The sequence below is a fragment of the Streptomyces cinerochromogenes genome (assembly GCF_014648635.1).
Lineage (GTDB): Bacteria > Actinomycetota > Actinomycetes > Streptomycetales > Streptomycetaceae > Streptomyces > Streptomyces cinerochromogenes.
This window is the reverse complement of sequence record NZ_BMRM01000014.1, coordinates 144,840-162,213: the sequence shown is the minus strand read 5'-3', so window position 1 is coordinate 162,213 and position 17,374 is coordinate 144,840. Positions and strand designations below refer to the sequence as shown.

The following is a 17,374-nucleotide window of genomic DNA, read 5'->3' as shown; positions in this document are numbered from 1 at the left end:
GCCCGGTCACCTCCGTGCTGCCCGCAGAGTGTCGAGCCTCTGCGCCGGCTGGTAGTCGTCCGGGTGGACGATCTGGAAGGGCGCCCATCGGGCCAGTGCGCCCTCGGTGGTGTGCAGGAGCCACATGCCCTGCTGCGAGGGCTGTGGCTTGGGGGCGTCGTACCAGCGGAGGTCCCGGCTGTTGGGGTACAGCACCACGAGCGGGCCCGGAGTCATGTTCCCTTGCTCCACGTACTCCACGTCGATCTCCGCGAGCCACCAGTCGGGGGCGTGCTCCGATACCCGTTCGCCCGGCGCGGCCCCGCCGTCCGCCTGACGCAGTCCGACGACGACGCCGACCACGACCGCGTCCGCCTCGTCGGCGTGCGCGACCATGGCCTCGTCCCGCAGGTCGCGTTCGACCGGCGTGAACGGCATGGCGTCGGCGGTCCTGGCCGCGCGGGTCACGAACGGCCGCACGGTGTCGGCGGGCAGCCGGCCCACCTCCCTGACGGCGAGGCCCTCGCCGTAGACCGCCCCGTCGGTGAAGAACGCCGCCGCGTCGCCGACGGCCGGCGGGTCGATGTCCCCCGAGAGCTGCACGGTGACCTCGCTGCCGGCGAGCCGCCTCAACGCGTCGGGCGCGTGCAGTACCTCGAAGACCCGGACGACGGCGGTGCGGTCGTCGGCCGGGACGCTCGCCACGCGCGAGTCGCCGAGCCGTACGACCGTGCCGAGGAAGCTCAGGGGAGTCCTCCGGACGAGTTCGCTGAGGTCTTCAGGCATGGGATCCTCCCTCGCGGACGGGGTCCTCCCGCTCGCCTCAGCCTGGTGCCGCTAGCTCGGGGGGTGCGCGGCGGCCGGGTGGGCGCGGCGCCATTCGAGGCGCGCGCCGAGGACGCACAGGGCGGTCACCAGCGCGGTGACGGCGACGACGAGCCATTCCACCGCCCCGCTCCCGGCGTCCGGATCGACGCCGAAGACGAGTTCGATCCAGTCGGGCCGGAGCAGCGTCGCGAGGAAGAGCAGTCCGGACAGGCCGCCCAGTCCGGTCTCCGCCCAGAACCGCATCCGCACCGGGCCCGGTCCGTGAAGCGCGTGGAAGGCCATGGGGCCTCCCCTCTGTGCCGACGGGGCTCCGCGGTACGCCTACGGAACACGCGTACCACGTACACCAGTGTCCGCTCGGCCGTCCCCCGGGTCAAGGCCAAAGCGGGTACGCAGCGTGACAATCAGGCGTGCGGCGGACCGGGGAACCGGGGTCCGGGAGTCGGTCGCGAAGGGGTCGCCCGCGCGAGAACGGGCTCCTCGGTCGTGCACCCGGCGCGCACGTGCCGATCGGTCCACCCTTCCGTTCGTGACCGCTTCTGACCAGGTCGGATCGCCCTGAACCGGCATCCGATCGCACGTCGGGCAGCGGTCATCGGACTTTCGTACGAGGCCTCATACCAGAGCGGGACGCTGCTCGGGGGACTTTGTCAACTGCCCACCGCACATGATGCTCGGGCAACTACGGTGAGTGTCCGTCGGACGACGCGCGGCCGGACCCGGTCCCGCCGGCCGACGCCGCGATGACGCACGCCCGCATCGACGCATGCCCGCAGCGCGCACCGCGAGAGGACACAGGCCCGACGGACCAGTACGAGGACGCAGATGTCTCACCTCCGAGCACCGGCCGCCCGCGCCGACCGCCGCGAGGGCGGCCGGCACGGGCGGCCGGTCGCGCGACCCGCTCCCGCACTGCCCGAAACGCACATACGGCCCCAGCTCATGCGGCTCGCCGTGCTGCCGCCCCTCGCGGTCGCGCTCAGCTCCGCCGCCGCGGTGATCTTCAGCATCCGCTCCACCGGCGCACGCACCGGTCCCGTCCTGTGGGCCGTGCTCGCCGGAGCGGTCACCGTGACCGTCGCCGGCATCCTGATCGCCGCCGTGGCCGCCGACCGCGCCGCCCGCTCCGTCGCCGACCGCGTCGACGCGCTCCGCCGCACCGCCGCACGCGGAGAGGCCGACCTGCACGCCCTGGTCGACGCGCTGCGCCAGGGCGAGGCCCCGCCGCAGCGCGGACCGCGCCGCCGGCCGCCCGCGGACGCCGACGACTTCGAGCTGCTCGCCGCCGACCTGGCCCGCGCGTACGACGGCGCCGTCACCGCCGTCGTACGGGCCGCCCAGCTCTCCAGCCAGACCGGCAGCGAACAGAAGCTGGAGGTGTTCGTCAACCTCGCGCGTCGGCTCCAGTCGCTCGTGCACCGGGAGATCTCGATCCTCGACGACCTGGAGAACGAGATCGAGGATCCGGGTCTGCTCAAGGGCCTCTTCCACGTGGACCACCTGGCCACCCGCATCCGGCGGCACGCCGAGAACCTCGCCGTGCTCGGCGGCGCCGTCTCCCGCCGCCAGTGGAGCAACCCGGTCAGCATGACCGAGGTGCTGCGCTCCGCCATCGCCGAGGTCGAGCAGTACTCCCGGGTCAAGCTCGTGCCTCCCATCGACGGCGAACTGCGCGGCCACGCCGTGGCCGACGTCATCCACCTGCTCGCCGAACTCATCGAGAACGCCACCGTGTTCTCCGCCCCGCACACCCAGGTGCTGCTCCGCGCCAACCTCGTCACCTCCGGGCTCGCCGTGGAGGTCGAGGACCGCGGGCTGGGCATGCCCGTCGCCGAGCAGAGCCGGATGAACGCACTGCTGGCCGACCCCGACCAGGTCAACGTCGCCAGCCTGCTGGCCGACGGCCGCATCGGCCTCTACGTCGTCTCCCAGCTCGCCCGCAGGCACAGCATCCATGTGCGGCTGCAGACCAACATCTACGGCGGTGTGCAGGCCGTACTCGTGGTCCCGCAGGCCCTGTTGGGCAACCCACCGGGCGTGCCGGAGACGGCCACCGCGGCCGCCGGTGTCACCGGAACCCCCGGAACCTCCCGAACCGCCGGGATCTCCGTGCCGCCGCCCGCGCAGACGCTGGACGGCGGGAGTGCGCCGGGGGCCGGGAGCGGTGCGGGGACCGGGGGCGCGCCCGGCCGCGCCGACGCTGCCGGGACAGGGGACGCGACCGGGACAGGCAGTGCCACCGGGGCAGGCAGTGTGATCGGAACAGGGAGCCCGACCGGAGCGGGCAGTGTTGCCGGAACCGGGCACGCTGCCGGAACCGGGAGCGCGAGGGGAACCGGGGACGCCGGCGGAACCGGGGGCGCCGCTGCGGGCGGGGCCGAGACGAGGAACGCCTCCGAGACCGGGACCGGCGCCGGACGGCGGCGGCACGCCCAGCGCGGATCCGGGCGGCGCGGCACCGAGAACGGCGCGCGCGGACGGCACGGTGCCGCCCCGCCCCCGCTGCCCGTGCGCGGCGCTCAGGATGCGCGGCCCACCCCCGCCGACGCCGTGCCCGGCGTCAGTGCCGAGGACCGGGCGGTGGTGGAGGCACACACGGGCATCCTGCCCACCCCGCGCGTCGGCACGGTGCGCGGCACCATGGACAAGCCCCAACTGCCCCGTCGGCGCGCCCAGGAGCACATCGTGCCCCAGCTGCGCGGCGGCCCCGCCCCCCGTCAGGACACCGGCACCGTCGTCGGCCACGACCCCGGTCTGATGGCCGCCTTCCAGCGCGGCATCGGTCTCGCCGAGGCACAGCAGAGCCTGGAGCCGGAGTACCAGGAACCGGGGTACGGGACGTCGTCGGCGTACGACACCCCGAGCCACGGCACCCCGGGCTACGACACCCCGAGCCACGGCACCCCGGGCTACGACACCTCGCGCTACGGCGCCCACCTTCCGGCCTCCGCGCCCGACAGCACCGAGCCGACACGCGCACGCCCCGAACACGGCGGCGGCCCGGAACCTGCCGGCACCCCCCACCAGGACGCGCACCACAGGGGTTCCGACCACATGGACCCCGCCCCCATGGCCTCGAACCACATGTCCAGCGGAGACATGTCCGGCAGAGACCCGTCCGGCCCCCACATGTCCGGCCCCCACATGTCCGGCACCACCATGTCGGGCACCCACATGTCGGGCACGGACATGTCTCACGAAGACATGTCCCCGGCCCCCATACCCCAGACGCATCCCCCCGCCCCCGCGCCCGACGGCGTCCACGGCACCGGCCGGACCGACGGGAGCACCCCGGCCGGATGACCACCTCCGCCCCCGTGCGCCGCAGCCCCACCCCCGCCCCCACCCCCAGCGCTCCCGCGCAGATCTTCGTACCCCCAAGGAGTCGATCCACCATGGCGAGCGATGCGCCGACCGTCCACGCGACCGACCTCGACTGGCTGCTGAGCGGCCTCGTGCAGCGCGTACCGCACACCAACAGCGCGGTGCTCCTGTCCTGCGACGGACTGGTGAAGTCCGTGCACGGTCTGGACACCGACAGCGCCGACCACATGGCGGCCCTGGCCTCCGGCCTGTACTCCCTAGGCCGCAGCGCGGGCGCCCGGTTCGGCGACGGCGGCGACGTCCGCCAGGTGGTCGTCGAACTCGACGCGACCCTGCTCTTCGTCACCACCGCCGGCTCCGGCACCTGCCTCGCCGTGCTGGCCGCTCGCGAGGCCGACGCGGCCGTGCTCGGCTACGAGATGGCGATGCTGGTCAAGAGCGTCCGCCCCTACCTGGTGACCGCGCCCCGGCAGCACGCCGTCGAATCCACGGCGACGAGGCCTTGAGCGTGGCCGCAGCCGGCGACGGGCCCTGGCTGGACGACGCGGCCGGGCGGCTGGTGCGGCCGTTCGCGGTCAGCAACGGCCGGACCGAGCCCAGCATCGCCCTGGACCTGATGTCGCAGGTGATGGCCACCGGCGTCACCCCGCTCGGCTACCTCGGCCCCGAGCACGCCCAGGCACTCGACCTGTGCCGCGCGCCCGTCTCGGTCGCCGAGGTCGCCGCCCAGCTGAAACTGCCCGCCGTGGTCACCAAGGTGCTGCTCTCGGACCTGGTCGACTGCGGCGCGCTGACCACCAAGCCGCCCGTGTACCACCACACACCCACTGACCGGTCTCTGCTGGAGGCAGTGCTCGATGGACTACGACGACAGCTCTGACCCGTTCCCGACCGCGCTCAAGATCCTGGTCGCGGGCGGGTTCGGGGTCGGCAAGACCACCTTCGTGGGCGCGGTCAGCGAGATCGCGCCGCTCAGCACGGAGGAGCTGCTCACCACGGTCAGTGAAGGCACGGACAGTCTCGACGGCGTCGAGAACAAGATGGAGACCACGGTCGCGATGGACTTCGGCCGGATCACCCTGGACCGGGAACACGTGCTGTACCTGTTCGGCACGCCCGGACAGGAGCGGTTCTGGTTCATGTGGGACGAGCTGTCCGAGGGCGCGCTCGGGGCGGTGATCCTCGCCGACACCCGGCGCCTCCAGGACTGCTTCGCCGCCGTGGACTTCTTCGAGGAGCGCGGTCTCGCCTTCATCGTCGCCATCAACGAGTTCGACGGCTCCCACCGCTACGACCCGGAGGAGGTACGGGCCGCCATCGACCTCGACCCGCGGATCCCGGTGGTGCGCTGCGACGCCCGGATCTCCAGCTCCGGCGTCCAGACCCTGCTCGTCCTCGTCCGCCACCTCCTCGCCCACGTCCCGGCGACCGCGCCCAGCCACGGCGCCCACATGTGATCCCGTACTACCGCCCACGGAGCCGCTATATGAGGTACGCCCACAGCGACGGAGCCCGGTCATGAGCTACGAGCCGCCGCGGCCGGTCCGGGGGCTGCTGCTCACCCCCGAGGACAGGGAGGCCCCCGCCCGTGTCGACCGGCTGCGCCGACTCGGCCTCGCCGACCGGCCCGACCCGGTGCTCGACGCCTTCGCCGCCCACCTCGCCCAGCTCACCGGCGCGCCCTACGCCATGGTCAACTTCATCGGCGAGGACCACCAGTTCTTCGCGGGCCTGAGCACCCCCGCCACGGCCCCGGTCGTCCGGGACGACGGCAGCAGGGCCGAGATCGGCCGGGTGCTGCCGCGCGACCATGGTTTCTGCCCCCATGTGGTGGTGCGCCACAAGGCACTGGTCCTGGAGGACGTCCGCGACTATCCCCGGTTCGCGGGCAACCCGATCGTGGACGAGTACGGCATCCGCTCCTATCTCGGTGCCCCGCTCATCGACCGCTCCGGCATGGCTCTGGGCACCGTGTGTGCCGCCGACACAGCGCCCCGCGCCTGGGGCAGGCCCGGCCTGGAGACCATCAAGGCGCTCGCCGCCGATCTCGTCGTACGCCTCGAACGGAGCGCGGAGGACGGGTTGCCGCTCTGACACGCCGCGAGGGTGTTTCTGACGCGGCGGGAAGGCGTGTAGGAAAGCTGAGGCGCCGGTTAAGAAAAGCTCGATGGACCCCGGCCCGCGCATGCGGCAGATTGCAGGGTGATTCCACCCCTCTGACCCGGTGCGGGTTTCTTACGTCTGCCCGCGGGCCGGGCCTCACCCACAGGAGCCGTAGCGTTGAAGGCGCTGGTCAAGCAGAAGGCGGAGCCGGGACTCTGGCTGACGGACGTCCCGGAGCCCGCCATCGGCCCCGGTGACGTCCTCATCAAGGTCATGCGGACCGGTATCTGCGGCACCGATCTGCACATCCGGGCCTGGGACGGCTGGGCCCGGCAGACCATCCGCACGCCCCTCGTGGTCGGCCACGAGTTCGTCGGGCAGGTGGTCGAGACCGGCCGGGACGTGACCGACATCCGCATCGGCGACCGGGTCAGCGGCGAGGGCCACCTGGTGTGCGGCAAGTGCCGCAACTGCCTGGCCGGCCGCCGCCACCTGTGCCGGGCCACCGTCGGCCTCGGCGTCGGCCGCGACGGCGCGTTCGCCGAGTACGTCGCCCTGCCCGCGTCCAACGTCTGGGTGCACCGCGTCCCCGTCGACCTCGACGTCGCCGCGATCTTCGACCCGTTCGGCAACGCCGTGCACACCGCGCTCTCCTTCCCGCTGGTCGGCGAGGACGTGCTGATCACCGGTGCGGGCCCGATCGGTCTGATGGCCGCCGCCGTCGCCCGGCACGCCGGCGCCCGCAACGTCGTCGTCACCGACGTCAGCGAGGAGCGCCTGGAGATCGCGCGCAAGATAGGGGTGAGCCTCGCCCTGAACGTCGCCGATTCCACGATCGCCGACGGACAGCGCGAACTGGGCCTGCGCGAGGGCTTCGACATCGGCCTGGAGATGTCCGGTCGCCCCGAGGCCATGCGGGACATGATCGCCAACATGACGCACGGCGGCCGGATCGCCATGCTCGGCCTGCCCGCCGAGGAGTTCCCGGTCGACTGGGCCCGGATCGTCACCTCGATGATCACCATCAAGGGCATCTACGGCCGGGAGATGTTCGAGACCTGGTACGCGATGTCGGTACTGCTGGAGGGCGGCCTGGACCTCGCCCCCGTGATCACCGGCCGCTACGGCTACCGCGACTTCGAGGCGGCCTTCGCCGACGCGGCCAGCGGCAAGGGCGGCAAGGTCATCCTCGACTGGACCGCGTGAGCGACGTACATCCCCTTCCGCGCAAGCACCCTAGGAGCTTCTTCGATGTTCGACACCGTCCGTGACGACCTGCGCGCCACCCTGGACGAGATCCGCGCCGCCGGCCTGCACAAGCCCGAGCGGGTCATCGGCACCCCGCAGTCCGCGACCGTGAACGTCACCGCCGGCGGCCGCCCCGGCGAGGTCCTCAACTTCTGCGCCAACAACTACCTCGGTCTCGCCGACCACCCCGAGGTGATCGCCGCCGCCCACCAGGCCCTGGACCGCTGGGGCTACGGCATGGCCTCCGTGCGCTTCATCTGCGGCACCCAGGAGGTCCACAAGGAGCTGGAGGCCCGGCTGTCGGCCTTCCTCGGCCAGGAGGACACGATCCTGTACTCCTCCTGCTTCGACGCCAACGGCGGTGTCTTCGAGACCCTGCTCGGCGAGGAGGACGCGGTGATCTCCGACGCCCTCAACCACGCCTCCATCATCGACGGCATCCGGCTGTCCAAGGCCCGCCGCTTCCGCTACGCCAACCGCGACCTCGCGGACCTGGAGGCGAAGCTGAAGGAGGCGTCCGACGCGCGGCGCCGCCTGATCGTCACCGACGGCGTCTTCTCCATGGACGGCTACGTGGCGCCGCTCGCCGAGATCTGCGACCTCGCCGACCGCTACGACGCGATGGTGATGGTCGACGACTCGCACGCCGTCGGCTTCGTCGGCCCGACCGGCCGGGGCACGCCCGAGCTGCACGGCGTCATGGACCGGGTCGACATCATCACCGGCACCCTCGGCAAGGCCCTCGGCGGCGCCTCCGGCGGTTACGTCGCCGCCCGCGCCGAGATCGTCGCCCTGCTGCGCCAGCGCTCCCGCCCGTACCTGTTCTCCAACACCCTCGCCCCGGTGATCGCCGCCGCCTCCCTGAAGGTCCTGGACCTGCTGGAGTCCGCCGACGACCTGCGGGTGCGGCTCGCCGAGAACACCAAGCTGTTCCGCAGCCGGATGACCGAGGCCGGCTTCGACGTCCTCCCCGGCGACCACGCCATCGCCCCCGTCATGATCGGCGACGCGGCCGAGGCGGCCCGCATGGCCGAACTGCTGCTGGAGCGCGGGGTGTACGTGATCGGCTTCTCCTACCCGGTCGTCCCGCAGGGCCAGGCCCGCATCCGCGTGCAGTTGTCCGCCGCGCACTCCACGGACGACGTCGACCGCGCGGTCGACGCGTTCATCGCGGCGCGTGCCGAGCTGGCGGCCTGACCAGGGCGGACGTCCTGGGATAATGGGGACATGATCGAGGCACGGCGGCTCCACATCCTCCGTGCGGTGGCCGACCACCGCACGGTCACGGCGGCAGCCGCCGCGCTCTACCTCACCCCCTCCGCCGTCTCCCAGCAGCTGACGGCGCTGGAGCAGGAGACCGGTCACCGCCTGGTCGAGCGCGGCGCCAAGGGGGTACGGCTCACCCCGGCCGGCGAGATCCTGCTCAGCCACACCAACGCGGTCCTCGCGCAGCTGGAGCGTGCCGAGGCCGAACTGGCCGCCTACGGCTCGGGCGAGGCGGGCACGGTCACCGTGGCGGCCTTCGCGACCGGCATCGCCCAGGTCGTGGCCCCCGCCGTGGCCGGCCTCGCCCGCTCCGCCCCCGGCATACGGATCCGGGTCCAGGACGCGGAGGGCGACGCGAGCCTGCCCATGGTGCTGGACCGGCAGGTCGACGTCGCGGTCGCCGTCGAGTACCGGGGCGCACCGTCGGCCGACGACCCCCGCCTGACCCACGTACCGCTCTACGCCGAGCCGTTCGACGCCGTCGTACCGCTCGGTCACCGCCTGGCCGACGCCCCCGAGGTGCCCCTCGCCGAACTGGCCAAGGACCCCTGGATCGGCCCCTACCCCGGCAACCCCTGCCACGACGTGGTGGTGCTCGCCTGCGAGAGCGCCGGCTTCCAGCCCCGCCTCGAACACTCCTCCGACGACTTCCGCGCCGTCGTCGCGCTCGCCTCGGCCGACGTCGGGGTGGCGCTCGTCCCGCGCTCCGCGCTGCGCGGCATGGACCTCACCGGCGTGGTCGTACGGCCCGTCGACGGTGTCGCGCCGACCCGCCGGGTCTTCGCCGCCGTCCGGCGCGGTGCCGAGGGGCACCCGCTGATCCGCCCGGTGCTCCAGGCGCTCGGCGAGGCCGCGCTCGGCGAGACGGAGCGGGCGTGAGGCGCCCGTAACGCGGCCGTCTCATATCAGGGATAGCGTCCCGGATATGAGAAGCGATGATTCCGTCGATCTCCTCATCGGCGCCCGGCTGGCCGAACTGCGCGCCCGGCACGGCTGGTCCCTGGGCGAGCTTGCGCAGCGCAGCGGGGTCAGCCGGTCCACCCTCTCCCGCGCCGAACGCGCGGAGACGAGCCCCACCGCCGCCCTGCTGAACCGGCTCTGCCACGTGTACGGCCGCACCATGTCCCAGCTGCTGAGCGAGGTGGAGGCGGCACCGGCCCCGCTGGTCCGGGCCGCCGAGCAGCGGGTGTGGGAGGACCGCGCCTCCGGCTTCGTCCGCCGCTCCGTCTCCCCGCCGCACACCGGACTGCGTGGCGAACTGGTCGAGGGCCGGCTCACCCCGGACGCGGACATCGCCTACGACCGCCCGCCCGTGCCCGGCCTGGAACAGCACCTGTGGCTGCTGGCCGGAGCCCTGGAGGTGACGGTCGGGGAACGCGTCCACCGGCTCGCCGCGGGCGACTGCCTGCGGACGCGCGTCACCGGCGCGACCCGCTTCCGCTGCCCCGGCCCGGACGAGGCGCGTTACGTCCTGGCGGTGGTACGGCCATGAGGATCGAGCCCTGGAGCGGCACCCGCGTGCGCGAGCGGGCCGACGACCTGGCGGAGCTGCTCACCGACACCGTGGCCTCGGGCGCCTCCCTCGGCTTCCTCGCACCGCTCGGCCACCCGGAGGCCCTCGCCTGGTGGCGGGAGCGGGCGGCGGCCGCGGCGGCGGGCGAACTCGCCGTCTGGGCGGCCCTGGACCCCGCGGACCGGGTCGCCGGCACCGTCAGCCTGGCCTTCCCCGACGCGCCGAACAGCGGCCACCGCGCGGAGGTGGTCAAGCTGATGGTGCACCGCTCGGCGCGCGGACAGGGTCTGGGCCGCCGCCTCCTCACCACCGCCGAACAGGCCGCCGCGGCCGCCGGCCGCACCCTGCTCCTCCTCGACACCGAGACCGGCAGCCCCGCCGAGCACCTGTACCGCTCGGCCGGCTGGACCGCCGCCGGCACCATCCCCGACTACGCGGCCGCTCCCACGGGGGTGCTGCGGCCGACGACGCTGTACTACAAGCGGCTCGGAGGGTGACTGTCAGTGGCAGGGGCTACCTTGCGTGGCATGCCGGACGCTGAAGACGTACGCCGAATCGCCCTGTCCCTGCCGGACACCACGGAGAAGATCGCCTGGAGCATGCCCACGTTCCGGGTCGCCGGGAAGATGTTCGCGACCCTGCCCGAGGACGAGACGTCCATCGCCGTGCGCTGCCCCAAGGAGGAGCGCGACGAACTCGTGCTGGCCGAGCCGGAGAAGTTCTGGATCGCCGGCCACGAGGCGCAGTTCGCCTGGGTGAGAGCGAGACTCGCCGTGCTGGAGGACGAGGAGGAGCTGCGGGACATCCTGGCCGACTCCTGGCGCCAGGCCGCCCCGCCCCGGCTCCTGGACGCCCACCCCGAGCTGGGACTGCCGTCCGGGACCTGACCGACCCGGTGGGGGAGCGGCCGGCCCGCCCGCGCGGGGCGGGCCGGAGCGGCGGGTGCCCGGGCCGGCGCGCCGACTGCCCGCCGCTCGCCGGGCCGCGGGGCTCACCGGCGGCCCGCGGTCACCTGCCCGGCGTCCAGGAAGTGCCCGATGCGTTCGCGCAGGGTGGCCGGGTCCAGGCCGTGGGCGGCGACGTGCTCCTCGATCGTGCCGTAGCGGCGTAGCTCGCGGCGGGCGACGCCGAGGCCGAGCACCCGGTGCGGGGTGTCGGCCAGCGCCTCGTTCACGGCGGCGGTGGACGTTCCCGCCAGGTACGGCTCGACCAGCACGACGTCCGTGCCCGCCGCCTCCGTCGCCCGGCGCAGCCCGGCCGTGTCGAAGGGGCGTACGGTCGTCGCGTACAGCACGGTCACGTCCAGGCCCTCCGTGGCGGCGAGGACCGCGTCCAGCACCGGGCCGACGGCGACGACCACACCGGAGCGGCCCTCGCGGACGGTGCTGAAGTGCTGCCCGTCGATCACCCGGCCCTGCCGGTTCGACTGCACCGACAGCCGCACGTACACCTTGTCGTCGCCCGCGGCGACCGCGTGGTGCAGCAGCGCCTCGGCCTCGTCGGGGTGCCCGGGCACGTGCACGGTCCAGCCGTCCAGCGTGTCGAGGAGGGCCACATCCCCCGGAGCCATGTGGGTGAAGCCACCGGCCGGCCAGTCGAAGGAGGCGGCGGCGCTCACCAGCACGGCTCCTGTGTCCTGGTGCCCGAGATCCAGCTTGAGCTGCTCGAACGGCCGCTCCACGAGGAAGCTGGCGAAGGTGTGCACGACCGGCCGCAGCCCGGTGAGCGCAAGCCCCGCCGCCGCTCCGACCAGCAGCTGTTCGCGGATGCCGACGTTGATCACCCGGTCGGGATGCCGGCTCATGGCGTCGCGGAAGCCGTCGACACCGATCTCGGCGAGGACGACCGCGACCCGGGGGTCCTCGTCCAGCAGCCGGGAGACGACGGGGGCGAAACGCTCACGCATGGTGTCCATCGATGAGACCCTTTCCGGGAAGTCAGGAGTTCTTCGGTTCGACACGGGCCACGACCACATGCGGCCGGCCCGGGTGCGGCGCGGTGAACGCGGCGTACAGGGCCTCGTGGTCGCGTCCGTCGACGGTGACCGCGGACCAGCCCGCGGCCTCGAACCGGGCGGCGATCCCGCCGGGCAGCGCATGGCTGGCGGAGGAGTTGTCGATCACGACCGTGTGCAGCCGGTCGAGTCCGGCGGGCCCGGCGAAGGCGATCGCCTCGTGGTTGCTGCCCTCGTCCAGCTCGGCGTCCCCGATCAGCACCCACACCGCGGGATCGGGCCGGCCCTGTGCCCGCAGCCCCAGCGCGGTGCCCACGGCGATCGGCAGCCCGTGCCCGAGCGATCCGCTGCCGATCTCGGCCCCCGGCACCAGCACCCGGTCCGGGTGGTGCCCGAGCGGGGAGTCGTACGACCCGAAGCCCGGCAGCCAGTCCACCGGCACGAACCCCTTCGCGGCGAGCACGGCGTAGTAGGCCATGGGCCCGTGCCCCTTGCTGAGCAGGAACCGGTCCCGGGCCGGGTCGTCCCGCCGCTCCGGGGTGACCCGGAGCACCCGGTCGTACAGCACCCACAGCACATCGAGCGTGGAAGTGGCCGCCGGGCCGTGCTTCTCGTCGCCGGTCATCAGCCCCATCAGCCGGGGCAGGTCGTCGTAGCCGTACATGCGGCTCTGTTCCGCTGCGATCGTCATACCGGCGATCTTGCAACCTCAACCAAGCTTGAGGTCAACAGTGAAAGAGATGCGCGACCACCGGGCCGAGTGCGGTATTGTTTCTCTGCGCGTTCGGCCAGGGAAACCCCAGGTCAAACGGCACCGGGACGTGGCGCAGCTTGGTAGCGCACTTGACTGGGGGTCAAGGGGTCGCAGGTTCAAATCCTGTCGTCCCGACGGGAGCACCGCTCCGACGTCGTAGATCAGGGCCCTGCCTCACCGTGGTGAGGCAGGGCCCTGGATCGTTCCCGTGGGTACAGGCGTGATCGACCGCGGGGCAGCACTCAGACGGCGCACTTCTCGGCCCCTACATCTTTCAGCAGCGCATTGGCGCCGGCTTCGATGCCGGCTGAGGTGGTGGCGTCCTGCCGGGCCTGCTCGACGTAACCCGCGGCTGTTCCCGTGGCGAAATTGACCTGGCGCAGGTCCTGTCCGAGCTTGTACAGCTCCGTGCTCATTTTCTCGAGCGTTGTGATGATGTTCTGGACGTCCGACTTCCCGTCCTTCGGCGAATGGATCTGGGCCAGCTCACCGCTCAGCTTCCGGTAGTAGCCTCCGGCGCTGAAGTACAGGTTTCCGGCGTAATTGAACAGTTGCTGGTTCGGATTTCCGGCCTGCCATGACGCGAGGGCAAAACTGAACTCGTCGTTGGCGTTCGTCAGGCTTGCCGCCAGATTTCCGAAGTCGCGATCGCAGGTGCCGTCCGCCTCCGCGGCCCAGTCGCTCAACGTGAAGGGGCCGGGCGTCGAAATCCAGGTCAAGATCAGGCTGATGATGCCGGCGATGCCGGCGAGGACGCCGATCGCCGCGGCGATGCGCTTGCCTATGCCTGACTTCTTGCCTTCTTCGTCGGGTGGAGGGCCAGGATGCCGGCCGGATTCCTGCATGCCTGCCATCTTCCGCGGACGTGGGCGGCAGGCAAGCCGCACAGGGGCTTTCACCCCACTGGAGCATCGTCCAGGGCGGCATCGGCGCGCGGGCGGCAGGATGGATTCTCTTGGCGTGCGACGCGGAGGGCGGGATGTCGTGGGGGTGGCGCGGGCGGCCACCCCAGGGGCACTCCTCGGTGTCAGATCATGATGCAGCCGTCCTGGCTGACCGTTGCCTTGGAGGGCGGTTCGGCGGCCGAGGCGTCCGGCGCCGGCAGGGAGAGGAAAACCAACACCGCGAGGAGTGCGGCGCCGCCTGCCCTCAGGCATATTCCTTCCACGTGAGCTGCTGCTCCTTCCCGTCCATGATCGTTTCACGGACGGGAAGGAGGATACAGCAGATAATGCGGTGGTACGAAAATTTGCTCGGCGATCGCAAATTTGCCGGAAACGAAATCAGTCGATCACAAGTTACTGCTCATTCGCCTTGCAGGTTTCGGTAATGTTCGACCTTGCCCTCCGGAGGGCGTCCTCCGCGGCGGCCAGCTCGCTCGCGTCGTGGGTCCGCCCGGACAGCTCGACGGCGGTGCGCAGGAGTGCGACGGCGTCCTCCCGCCGGCCCAGGACGGCGTAGGCCTCACCGAGGCAGCGCGTGGCTCTGGCCTCCTGGTGTGCCGCGCCGAGGGCGCGCGCGTTGTCCAGTGCGGCGCGCAGATACCCCAGGGCCTTCTCCGTGTCGCCCGCGCGGCGCAGGGCCTCCCCCAGCCCGATCAGCATGTCCGCCTCGCTCTTGGGGTCCCTGAGCGCCCGGAACTCCGCGAGGGCCTCCTCGTAGAGCCGCAACGCCTGCACGGAATCTCCACAGGACGTCAGTACCTCGGCCAGGCCACCCTTCACCGTTGCCCGGTCGTATCGATTTCCCGAGGCGTCGAGAAATCGCAACGCCTCCTCGAAGGAGCGCCGGGCGGATTCCAGGTCGCCGGTCCGGATGTACAGGTCACCCATGTTGTTGAGCGTTTTTCCGAGCGCCGTGTGGTCGTCGGTGTCCGTGAATCCGCTGACGGCCTTCTCGAAATGTTCCAAGGCTCTCCGGTACTCACCGAGGAACAGCAGTGTCACGGCCATGTTGTTGTGCGCCCGGGCGTGGTCCCAGGCGTCCCCCGTGGTCTTCTTGATGGCGAAGGACCGCTGGAGGAGGGACAGGGCGGCGTAGTGGTCTCCCACATGCCACTTCAGTGTGCCCAGTGTCCGGAGGATCTCCGCCTCCGCCTCCGTGTCGCCGGTCAGTCGGGCGATGTCCCTCGCCCGTTCGCCGATCCGCGCCGCCTCCGGGTAGTGGCCGGTGTGGGCGTGGGCGGCGCTCAGCTGATCGAGGGCGCGGCACAGGGCGGCGTCGTTCCCGGTCCGGCTCCAGTGGGCGGCCGCGGGTTCGAGAACGGTCCGCGCATCCTGCCAGTGGCATTCGGTGTTCAGGAACTCCGCGAGGACGTAGGCCAGTTGTGCGGCGTCCTCGGCTCGGCCGTGCGTACGGCAGTGACGCTCCACGGCCAGCAGGTTCGGACGTTCCAGGGACAACCACGCACGCGCCGCCCGGGCGTCGCCCAGCGGGGCGAGCTGCCACGGCACGGACCGGGCCGGGGCCGCTCTGCGGCGCCGGGGGTAGGCCAGTCGGTCGGCGTGGTCCGCGGCGGCGAGGTGGAACTCCGTCAGACGGCGGACGACCCCGGCGCGGTCCTCCTCGCTGTCGTCGGTGAGCGCCCGGGACATGCCGTACTCGCGCAGCAGATCGTGATAGTGGTACCGCTCGGGCACGGGCTCGCGCAGCACATGGCAGGCCAGCAGGGACTCCAGCATGCGTTCCGCCCGAGCCGTCGGCAGGTCCAGGGCGGCGGCCGCCACCTCCGCCGTGAAGTCCGGCCCGGGGTGGAGGCTGAGGCGGCGGAACGCCGTGCGCTGCTCCTCGGACAGTGCCTGATAGGTGAGGTCGAAGGCGACCCGGACCATGTCCTGGTCGGCGTCCCTGAGTTCGCTCAGCCGGCTGTCGGCGCGCTGGAGCCGGTCGGTCAGCGTGCTGAGCGTCCACGAGGGGCGCATCCGGAACCGGCTCGCGACCAGCTCGACGGCCAGCGGGAGGTGGCCGCACAGACGGACGATCCGAGTGATCTCCTGGACGTCCTGGGCGCGGTCCGCACCGGCGAAGGCGCGGAACAGCTCGATCGCGTCGTCCGTCGGCAGAACGTCCAGCGGAATGTGCCGGACCTGCGTCAGCCCGGTGAGATGACGTCGGCTGGTGACGATCGTCAAAGAGGGGGAGTGACCGGGCAGCAGAGGGCGGACCTGGTCGGCGTCCGCGGCGTCGTCCAGCACGATCACCGCCCGGCGTTCGGCCAGCAGCGTGCGCCACAGGGCGGTCCGGCCCTCCAGCTCCGCCGGGATGGTCTCCGTGGGTGTCCCCAGCAGCCGGAGCAGCAGGGCCAGTGCCTCCGCCGGACCCAGCGGCTCCTGCCCCGGGTCGTGTCCCCGGAGATTCAGGTACAGCTGCCCGTCGGGGAACCTCCGCGCCAGCAGGTGCGCGCCGTGCACGGCGAGCGCGGTCTTGCCGACCCCGGCCATACCGCTGACCGTGCTGACCGTTTCCAGGCTGACGACAGCCCCCTGCCCGGTCGCCGAGTCGACGGCCGCGGTGAGCAGCCGGAGCTGTTCCCGCCTGCCGATCAGCAGTGGCTGCCGCGGGAGGTTGCGGGGAGCACCGGTCGCCGGTGGGGGCACCGTCGCGGTCGGTGAGGCCGACGCCCGCTTGCCGTGGACGATGTCGAGAGCCGGCAGTCGTTCGAGGATCCCGCGGTGGATACGGTTCAGCTCGGCGCCGGGACGCGACCCGTACTGCGCGAGCAGGGACCGCCGCACCTCCTGGTGCACCCTCAGCGCGTCGGCGTAGCGGTGCGTGCCGTAGTACGCCAGCATCAGCTGGCCGGCCAGCGTCTCATCGCCTGGATGCAGGCCGACGAGCGCCGCCAACTCCCCGGTGGTCTCCGCGAAGCGGCCGAGACGCAGCAGCGCGGCCGTCCGGGACACCGAGGCGGCGAGCCGCCGCTCCGCCATGGCCCTGCGCATGCTCTGCGCCCAGGGGCCGGGCAGTCCCGCCAGGGCGTCGCCGCGCCACAGCCGCTCCGCCCTCTCGAGCAGCACGACCGCCCGCTGGTCGTCGCCCTCGGCGGCCACCGCGCCCGCCTGGCTCACGAGCCGCTGGAACACATGCCAGTCCACGGACTCCCGGGTGATCTCCAGTGTGTAGGTGTGGGCCCGGCAGACGATCCGCGCCCCGTCCGGCGTTCCCGCACCGCTTCTCAGCCGCCGGCGGATCCGTGACACGTACGTGTGGGTGTTCGCCCGGCCGTGCGGCGGTGGATCCCCGTCCCAGAGCCGGTCGATCAGCGTTTCCAGGGCCAGCGGCCGTCCCGCTTCCAGGGCGAGGGAGGCCAGCAGGATCCGTTCCTTGTCCGATCCGATCTCCACCCGCCTGCCGCCCGCCCGGAAACCGACCGGGCCGAGCAACTCAAGCTCCACCGGCGCCTCCG

Annotated in this window: 18 protein-coding genes and 1 tRNA gene; 12 read left to right on the top strand and 7 right to left on the bottom strand. The window is 72.3% G+C overall.

Annotation, left to right across the window (positions count from 1 at the left end):
* Positions 1-6: 6 nt before the first annotated feature.
* Both IEZ20_RS26170 and IEZ20_RS26165 read right to left on the bottom strand, forming a co-directional pair.
* A complete protein-coding gene (locus tag IEZ20_RS26170) occupies positions 7-765 on the bottom strand; it encodes a hypothetical protein (RefSeq protein WP_189303015.1) in 759 nt (252 codons plus the stop codon).
* Positions 766-816: 51 nt separating this feature from the next.
* Positions 817-1,089: an ABC transporter permease gene (locus IEZ20_RS26165; protein ID WP_189303013.1), complete on the bottom strand. Its 273-nt coding sequence runs from the start codon at positions 1,087-1,089 to the stop codon at positions 817-819.
* Positions 1,090-1,632: 543 nt separating this feature from the next.
* Here IEZ20_RS26165 and IEZ20_RS26160 point away from each other — a divergent pair.
* The 11 genes from IEZ20_RS26160 to IEZ20_RS26110 all read left to right on the top strand — a co-directional run bounded on the left by IEZ20_RS26160 (position 1,633) and on the right by IEZ20_RS26110 (position 11,148).
* Positions 1,633-4,110, top strand: a complete 2,478-nt coding sequence (locus tag IEZ20_RS26160; RefSeq protein ID WP_229896274.1) for an ATP-binding protein — start codon at positions 1,633-1,635, stop codon at positions 4,108-4,110.
* A gap of 92 nt (positions 4,111-4,202) precedes the next feature.
* A complete protein-coding gene (locus IEZ20_RS26155; protein ID WP_189303011.1) occupies positions 4,203-4,637 on the top strand; it encodes a roadblock/LC7 domain-containing protein in 435 nt (144 codons plus the stop codon).
* Between the two features lie 2 nt (positions 4,638-4,639).
* The gene (locus IEZ20_RS26150; RefSeq protein WP_189303009.1) at positions 4,640-5,011 is read left to right on the top strand and encodes a DUF742 domain-containing protein; all 372 of its coding nucleotides are present in this window, start codon (positions 4,640-4,642) and stop codon (positions 5,009-5,011) included.
* The gene (locus IEZ20_RS26145) at positions 4,989-5,588 is read left to right on the top strand and encodes a GTP-binding protein (protein WP_189303007.1); all 600 of its coding nucleotides are present in this window, start codon (positions 4,989-4,991) and stop codon (positions 5,586-5,588) included. Before IEZ20_RS26150 ends, IEZ20_RS26145 begins: the two co-directional genes overlap by 23 nt.
* 61 nt (positions 5,589-5,649) lie before the next feature.
* Positions 5,650-6,225, top strand: a complete 576-nt coding sequence (locus IEZ20_RS26140) for a GAF domain-containing protein (RefSeq protein WP_189303006.1) — start codon at positions 5,650-5,652, stop codon at positions 6,223-6,225.
* A 186-nt stretch (positions 6,226-6,411) separates the two neighbouring features.
* Positions 6,412-7,440: an L-threonine 3-dehydrogenase gene (gene tdh, locus IEZ20_RS26135; RefSeq protein WP_189303005.1), complete on the top strand. Its 1,029-nt coding sequence runs from the start codon at positions 6,412-6,414 to the stop codon at positions 7,438-7,440.
* A 45-nt stretch (positions 7,441-7,485) separates the two neighbouring features.
* Positions 7,486-8,679 (top strand): glycine C-acetyltransferase, encoded by a 1,194-nt coding sequence (locus tag IEZ20_RS26130; RefSeq protein WP_189303004.1) that lies wholly within the window; start codon positions 7,486-7,488, stop codon positions 8,677-8,679.
* A gap of 30 nt (positions 8,680-8,709) precedes the next feature.
* Entirely contained in the window at positions 8,710-9,627 is a 918-nt protein-coding gene (locus IEZ20_RS26125; protein WP_189303003.1) for a LysR family transcriptional regulator, read from the top strand.
* 46 nt (positions 9,628-9,673) lie between these two features.
* A complete protein-coding gene (locus tag IEZ20_RS26120) occupies positions 9,674-10,240 on the top strand; it encodes a helix-turn-helix domain-containing protein (RefSeq protein WP_189303002.1) in 567 nt (188 codons plus the stop codon).
* On the top strand, positions 10,237-10,758 hold the full coding sequence (locus IEZ20_RS26115; RefSeq protein ID WP_189303001.1) for a GNAT family N-acetyltransferase: 522 nt from the start codon (positions 10,237-10,239) through the stop codon (positions 10,756-10,758). The genes IEZ20_RS26120 and IEZ20_RS26115 overlap by 4 nt, the downstream gene beginning before the upstream one ends.
* 30 nt (positions 10,759-10,788) lie before the next feature.
* On the top strand, positions 10,789-11,148 hold the full coding sequence (locus IEZ20_RS26110; RefSeq protein ID WP_189303000.1) for an MmcQ/YjbR family DNA-binding protein: 360 nt from the start codon (positions 10,789-10,791) through the stop codon (positions 11,146-11,148).
* A 104-nt stretch (positions 11,149-11,252) separates the two neighbouring features.
* On the opposite strand, the gene IEZ20_RS26105 is transcribed toward IEZ20_RS26110, so the two are convergent.
* Both IEZ20_RS26105 and IEZ20_RS26100 read right to left on the bottom strand, forming a co-directional pair.
* Positions 11,253-12,176, bottom strand: coding sequence for a transketolase family protein (locus tag IEZ20_RS26105; RefSeq protein ID WP_189302998.1), 924 nt, complete (start codon positions 12,174-12,176; stop codon positions 11,253-11,255).
* Between the two features lie 22 nt (positions 12,177-12,198).
* Positions 12,199-12,906 carry a thiamine pyrophosphate-binding protein gene (locus tag IEZ20_RS26100; RefSeq protein WP_189302996.1) on the bottom strand — a complete coding sequence of 236 codons (708 nt, stop codon included), beginning with the start codon at positions 12,904-12,906 and terminating at the stop codon, positions 12,199-12,201.
* A gap of 124 nt (positions 12,907-13,030) precedes the next feature.
* Here IEZ20_RS26100 and IEZ20_RS26095 point away from each other — a divergent pair.
* Positions 13,031-13,104: transfer RNA gene (locus tag IEZ20_RS26095), tRNA-Pro, on the top strand.
* A gap of 107 nt (positions 13,105-13,211) precedes the next feature.
* Here IEZ20_RS26095 and IEZ20_RS26090 read toward each other — a convergent pair.
* The 3 genes from IEZ20_RS26090 to IEZ20_RS26080 form a co-directional block, all read right to left on the bottom strand.
* Positions 13,212-13,814 carry a hypothetical protein gene (locus IEZ20_RS26090; RefSeq protein WP_189302994.1) on the bottom strand — a complete coding sequence of 201 codons (603 nt, stop codon included), beginning with the start codon at positions 13,812-13,814 and terminating at the stop codon, positions 13,212-13,214.
* Between the two features lie 182 nt (positions 13,815-13,996).
* Positions 13,997-14,137 carry a hypothetical protein gene (locus IEZ20_RS26085; protein WP_189302992.1) on the bottom strand — a complete coding sequence of 47 codons (141 nt, stop codon included), beginning with the start codon at positions 14,135-14,137 and terminating at the stop codon, positions 13,997-13,999.
* A 130-nt stretch (positions 14,138-14,267) separates the two neighbouring features.
* Positions 14,268-17,363 (bottom strand): AfsR/SARP family transcriptional regulator, encoded by a 3,096-nt coding sequence (locus tag IEZ20_RS26080; protein ID WP_229896273.1) that lies wholly within the window; start codon positions 17,361-17,363, stop codon positions 14,268-14,270.
* Positions 17,364-17,374: the final 11 nt, after the last annotated feature.

Bases quoted from the DNA above. Each gene is read 5' to 3' on its own strand.
- IEZ20_RS26110 (WP_189303000.1), top strand. From the start codon at position 10,789: ATGCCGGACGCTGAAGACGTACGCCGAATCGCCCTGTCCCTGCCGGAC.
- IEZ20_RS26145 (WP_189303007.1), top strand. From the start codon at position 4,989: ATGGACTACGACGACAGCTCTGACCCGTTCCCGACCGCGCTCAAGATC.
- IEZ20_RS26125 (WP_189303003.1), top strand. From the start codon at position 8,710: ATGATCGAGGCACGGCGGCTCCACATCCTCCGTGCGGTGGCCGACCAC.
- IEZ20_RS26115 (WP_189303001.1), top strand. From the start codon at position 10,237: ATGAGGATCGAGCCCTGGAGCGGCACCCGCGTGCGCGAGCGGGCCGAC.
- IEZ20_RS26155 (WP_189303011.1), top strand. From the start codon at position 4,203: ATGGCGAGCGATGCGCCGACCGTCCACGCGACCGACCTCGACTGGCTG.
- IEZ20_RS26120 (WP_189303002.1), top strand. From the start codon at position 9,674: ATGAGAAGCGATGATTCCGTCGATCTCCTCATCGGCGCCCGGCTGGCC.
- IEZ20_RS26105 (WP_189302998.1), bottom strand. From the start codon at position 12,176: ATGGACACCATGCGTGAGCGTTTCGCCCCCGTCGTCTCCCGGCTGCTG.
- IEZ20_RS26160 (WP_229896274.1), top strand. From the start codon at position 1,633: ATGTCTCACCTCCGAGCACCGGCCGCCCGCGCCGACCGCCGCGAGGGC.
- IEZ20_RS26165 (WP_189303013.1), bottom strand. From the start codon at position 1,089: ATGGCCTTCCACGCGCTTCACGGACCGGGCCCGGTGCGGATGCGGTTC.
- IEZ20_RS26140 (WP_189303006.1), top strand. From the start codon at position 5,650: ATGAGCTACGAGCCGCCGCGGCCGGTCCGGGGGCTGCTGCTCACCCCC.
- IEZ20_RS26170 (WP_189303015.1), bottom strand. From the start codon at position 765: ATGCCTGAAGACCTCAGCGAACTCGTCCGGAGGACTCCCCTGAGCTTC.
- IEZ20_RS26090 (WP_189302994.1), bottom strand. From the start codon at position 13,814: ATGCAGGAATCCGGCCGGCATCCTGGCCCTCCACCCGACGAAGAAGGC.
- IEZ20_RS26100 (WP_189302996.1), bottom strand. From the start codon at position 12,906: ATGACGATCGCAGCGGAACAGAGCCGCATGTACGGCTACGACGACCTG.
- IEZ20_RS26130 (WP_189303004.1), top strand. From the start codon at position 7,486: ATGTTCGACACCGTCCGTGACGACCTGCGCGCCACCCTGGACGAGATC.